At 67.0% G+C, this 3546-nt stretch carries 5 protein-coding genes; 1 reads left to right on the top strand and 4 read right to left on the bottom strand.

Annotated elements, in window-relative coordinates; all coding sequences use genetic code 11:
• Positions 1–194 (top strand): hypothetical protein (locus tag H8A92_RS39965; protein WP_229200736.1); only part of this gene is annotated, 194 nt, incomplete at its 5' end.
• Positions 195–288: 94 nt separating this feature from the next.
• On the opposite strand, the gene H8A92_RS39960 is transcribed toward H8A92_RS39965, so the two are convergent.
• From H8A92_RS39960 to H8A92_RS39945, 4 genes are all read right to left on the bottom strand, one after another.
• Positions 289–1095, bottom strand: a complete 807-nt coding sequence (locus tag H8A92_RS39960; RefSeq protein WP_229200735.1) for a hypothetical protein — start codon at positions 1093–1095, stop codon at positions 289–291.
• A 172-nt stretch (positions 1096–1267) separates the two neighbouring features.
• The gene (locus H8A92_RS39955; RefSeq protein WP_229200734.1) at positions 1268–1777 is read right to left on the bottom strand and encodes an OsmC family protein; all 510 of its coding nucleotides are present in this window, start codon (positions 1775–1777) and stop codon (positions 1268–1270) included.
• A gap of 58 nt (positions 1778–1835) precedes the next feature.
• Positions 1836–2621, bottom strand: coding sequence for an ABC transporter ATP-binding protein (locus tag H8A92_RS39950; RefSeq protein ID WP_229200733.1), 786 nt, complete (start codon positions 2619–2621; stop codon positions 1836–1838).
• Positions 2621–3457, bottom strand: coding sequence for an ABC transporter permease (locus H8A92_RS39945; RefSeq protein WP_229200737.1), 837 nt, complete (start codon positions 3455–3457; stop codon positions 2621–2623). The genes H8A92_RS39950 and H8A92_RS39945 overlap by 1 nt, the downstream gene beginning before the upstream one ends.
• Positions 3458–3546 lie beyond the last annotated feature (89 nt).

Raw genomic sequence — 3546 nt, 5'->3', positions numbered from 1 at the left:
CCAGAGCCGCCCGCGCGCTCGCCGATGACCTGCCGCTGTTCGCCGTCCCCTCTCGCGCCGCCGCCGAGGACAAGCCGCCGAGCGAGGCGGAGTTGCTTGTCGAGGCATTGAAGGCCCTGCATCCCGACGAGATGTCGCCGCGCGAGGCGCTGGATGCGCTGTATGCGTTGAGGGCGAAGCTGCCGAAGGGATAACATCCGTCATTGCGAGCCAAGCGAAGCAATCCATCGCTCAACATACGCGGAACCATGGATTGCTTCGTCGCTGCGCTCCTCGCAATGACGGACGTCAGGCTTTGTGCGCTAACCGCTTCCTTCGCCCGATCTGCCACAGCACCAGATTCCACGCGATGCAGGTGGCAAGCGCGCAGCTGAGGCCGATCGCCGAGCCGAATTGCGCGACCGCGACATGCAGCACGGCAATCCCGAGGCCGAAGCCGAGCAGGCCCCAGGCGCTGTTGGCGAGCACGGCCGCGGTGGCGGGACCGCCGATCCGCGGATGCAGGATCAGCATCATCGAGGAGAACACGATCGGAAACAGCGCGATCACGCCGGTGACGCGCGGGCCGACCCAGGTCGATGCGGTGACGACGGTGCCGACCAGGCTCGCGACCAGCGCGGCGCGCAAGGGAATGTCGTACCAGCGCCGCGCGATCAGCGGCATTTTCGCGACATGCCGATACGGCTTGAGCAGCGGGATGCAGATCGCAAACGCAATCGCGTTGAGGATCAGCCCGCCGGCCAGCGTCCACGCGAACTGACGGATGATGGTGCCGAGCACGAGCCACAACGCGATCGCGGCGCCCGCACTGATCCACATGCTGAAGCGCTGCGCCAGCACCGCGTAGGTGAGGCCCATGAAGATCGTCGCGGCATTGACCGGCAGGCTCGACAGCGCGCCCTCGGCGATGAAGGCGGCGTCATGGTCGAGCGCGAGGAAGGTGTAGGACGGTCCGGCCGAGATCGGCAGCGTCGCGATCAGCGCGCCGATCACCGGCCCCGACCGCTCCGTGATGATGGACGCACTGACCACGAACGCGGCCGCAACCGCCATGCGCAGCACGAGGAGCAGGATGAAGTGGAGTTCGGGGGACATTTTTTTTCTGTCGTCCCGGGCAAGCGGAGCGCGACCCGGGACCCATAACCACGACTGCTAGTGGGGAACGAAAGCCGTCGAACAGCAGAATTTCAACGATGGGACACTGCGTATGGATCCCGGCTCCGTGCGCAACCGCGCACCAGGCCGGGACGACGCCGATTAAACCCGTTTAGACCCGCTGCATCGACACCGACACCTTCGGGCCGTTCTTGATGGTCTGATAGACCACGCAATAGCGCTCGGTGAGTTTCAGCAACAGATCGAGCTTGTCCTGCGGCGCATCGGTGCCGACGTCGAAGCGCAGGCGGATCTCGCGGAAGCCGACTGGCGCCTCCTTGTCGACGCCAAGCGTGCCACGGAAATCGAGATCGCCCTCGGCGAACACGTTGCCGACCTTCAGCGGCACCTCGACGGCGGTCGCGACCGATTTCAGCGTGACGCCGGCGCAGGCGACCAGTGCCTCCAGCAGCATGTCGCCGGAGCAGAGCTCGAGCCCGGAGCCGCCGGTGGCGGGATGCAGGCCGGCGACCGCGAGCGCGCGGCCGGTCTCGACCTTGCAGGAGATGCTCTCATTGTCGATCGAGCCCTTGGCCTTGAGCGTGATCACGGCGGCCTGGGGGTCGGTCTTGTAGCGCTCCTTGATCGGAGCCTGCATTGCGCGGAGTTCGGCGGAGTCCATGGGTCTGCTCCCGGCTGTTCTTCTTAGCCTTCGGATGTAAGGCCTTAGGGCGCCGATGTCACCACCACATCGCCTCGCCGGCGCTGGATTTGTCCGTGACGTCACGCACCGAACGATCCAGCGAGCGGTCGAGCGCGGTCAGCACACGGCGCTTGAAGGTATCGAACAGCTCCGATTTGCGGTCGCGCGGCCGCGCCAGGTTGATGGTGATCTGCTCGAACAGCCGCCCCGGCCGCGGCCGCATCACCAGCACGCGGTCGGCCAGCACCACGGCCTCGTCGACGTCATGGGTGACCAGGATCAGGGTCGGCCGCGTGTCGGCCCAGAGGTCGAGCAGATGATCCTGCAAATCGCGCCGCGTGAAGGCATCGAGCGCCGAGAACGGCTCGTCGAGCAGCAGCACTTCGGGCTGCGGCACCAAAGCGCGGGCAATCGCGACCCGCTGCGCCTGTCCGCCGGAAAGCTCACGCGGCCAGGCCGCGGCCTTGTCGGCGAGACCGACGCGGGCCAGCGCCGCGGCGATGCGTTCACGCCTCGCATCGGCCGGGAGATCGGCGAGACCGAAGCCGATATTGTCGGCGACGCTGAGCCAGGGCAGCAGCCGCGGTTCCTGGAAGATGATGCCGATCTCGGCGTGCGGCGACGTAATCACCGCATTGTCGAGCGTCACACTGCCTGTGGTCGCGCGATCGAGGCCGGCGATGGCGCGCAACAGCGTGGACTTGCCGCAACCGGAACCGCCGATGATGGCGATGATCTCGCCGGGCGCAATCTCCGCCGAGAAGCGCTCCAGCGCGTGGACACCGTTAGGATAAGTCTTGCCGACGTCTTTCAGCGCGAGCATCAGGCCCCTCCCCGCGCGCCGAACGCATCCTGCCAGCGCAGCAGCGGCGCAGCCGCGACCTCGATCAGCCAGTCGGTGAGCTTGCCGAGGATCGCGAAGATCACGATCGCGGCGAGGATCTGCGCCGGCTTGCCGAGCTGCTGGCCGTCGAGCAGGAGATAGCCGAGGCCTTCGGAGGCGCCGATCAATTCAGCCGCGACCACGAACATCCACCCCAAGCCAAGCCCGACCCGCAGCGCCACCACATAGGCCGGCAGCACCGCCGGCAACAGGATGCGGCGGATCATGGCCGGTCCGGACAGGCGGAACACACGGCCGACCTCGACGATCTTACGGTCGACCGAGAGGATCGCGCCCATCACGCCGAGATAGATCGGAAAGAACACGCCGACCGCGATCAGCGCGACCTTCGAGGTCTCGAAGATGCCGAGCCAGAGCACGAACAGCGGCACCCAGGCGAGCGAGGGGATCGCACGCAGCGCCTGCACGGTCGGATCAAGCAGCCGCTTGGCAAAGTCCCAGTAGCCGGAGATCGCGCCCATGATGGTGCCGGCGACGACACCGAGCGCAAAGCCGGCGCCGACCCGCCACAGCGTCGCCAGGATATGGCGCGACAGCTCGCCGCTTTTGGCGAGCGCCACGATGGTCTCGAACACCTTCGACGGCGGCGGCACCAGGCGGCCGTTGGAATAGCCGAGATAGACGACGAGCTCCCAGCCGAGCGCCAGCACGAACGGCACCACGAGCCCGAGCACTGGGCGCGCTACACGCGACCACCGCGCCGACGCCGCACGCGGCGCGGCCGTCTGTTCCAGCGCGGGCAGGTCAACGGTCATGGCCATAGCAAGAACTATTCTTCGAGGCGGATTGCAAGGTGGGGGTGCGCCCCTCCATCCCCACGTCGTCCCGGGCAAGCGAAGCGCGA

The sequence above is a fragment of the Bradyrhizobium acaciae genome (assembly GCF_020889785.1).
Lineage (GTDB): Bacteria > Pseudomonadota > Alphaproteobacteria > Rhizobiales > Xanthobacteraceae > Bradyrhizobium > Bradyrhizobium acaciae.
This window is presented reverse-complemented; position numbering and strand designations above follow the sequence as displayed.

Coding starts and splice junctions, on each gene's coding strand:
- H8A92_RS39945 (WP_229200737.1), bottom strand. CDS start 3,457: ATGACCGTTGACCTGCCCGCGCTGGAACAGACGGCCGCGCCGCGTGCG.
- H8A92_RS39955 (WP_229200734.1), bottom strand. CDS start 1,777: ATGGACTCCGCCGAACTCCGCGCAATGCAGGCTCCGATCAAGGAGCGC.
- H8A92_RS39950 (WP_229200733.1), bottom strand. CDS start 2,621: ATGCTCGCGCTGAAAGACGTCGGCAAGACTTATCCTAACGGTGTCCAC.
- H8A92_RS39960 (WP_229200735.1), bottom strand. CDS start 1,095: ATGTCCCCCGAACTCCACTTCATCCTGCTCCTCGTGCTGCGCATGGCG.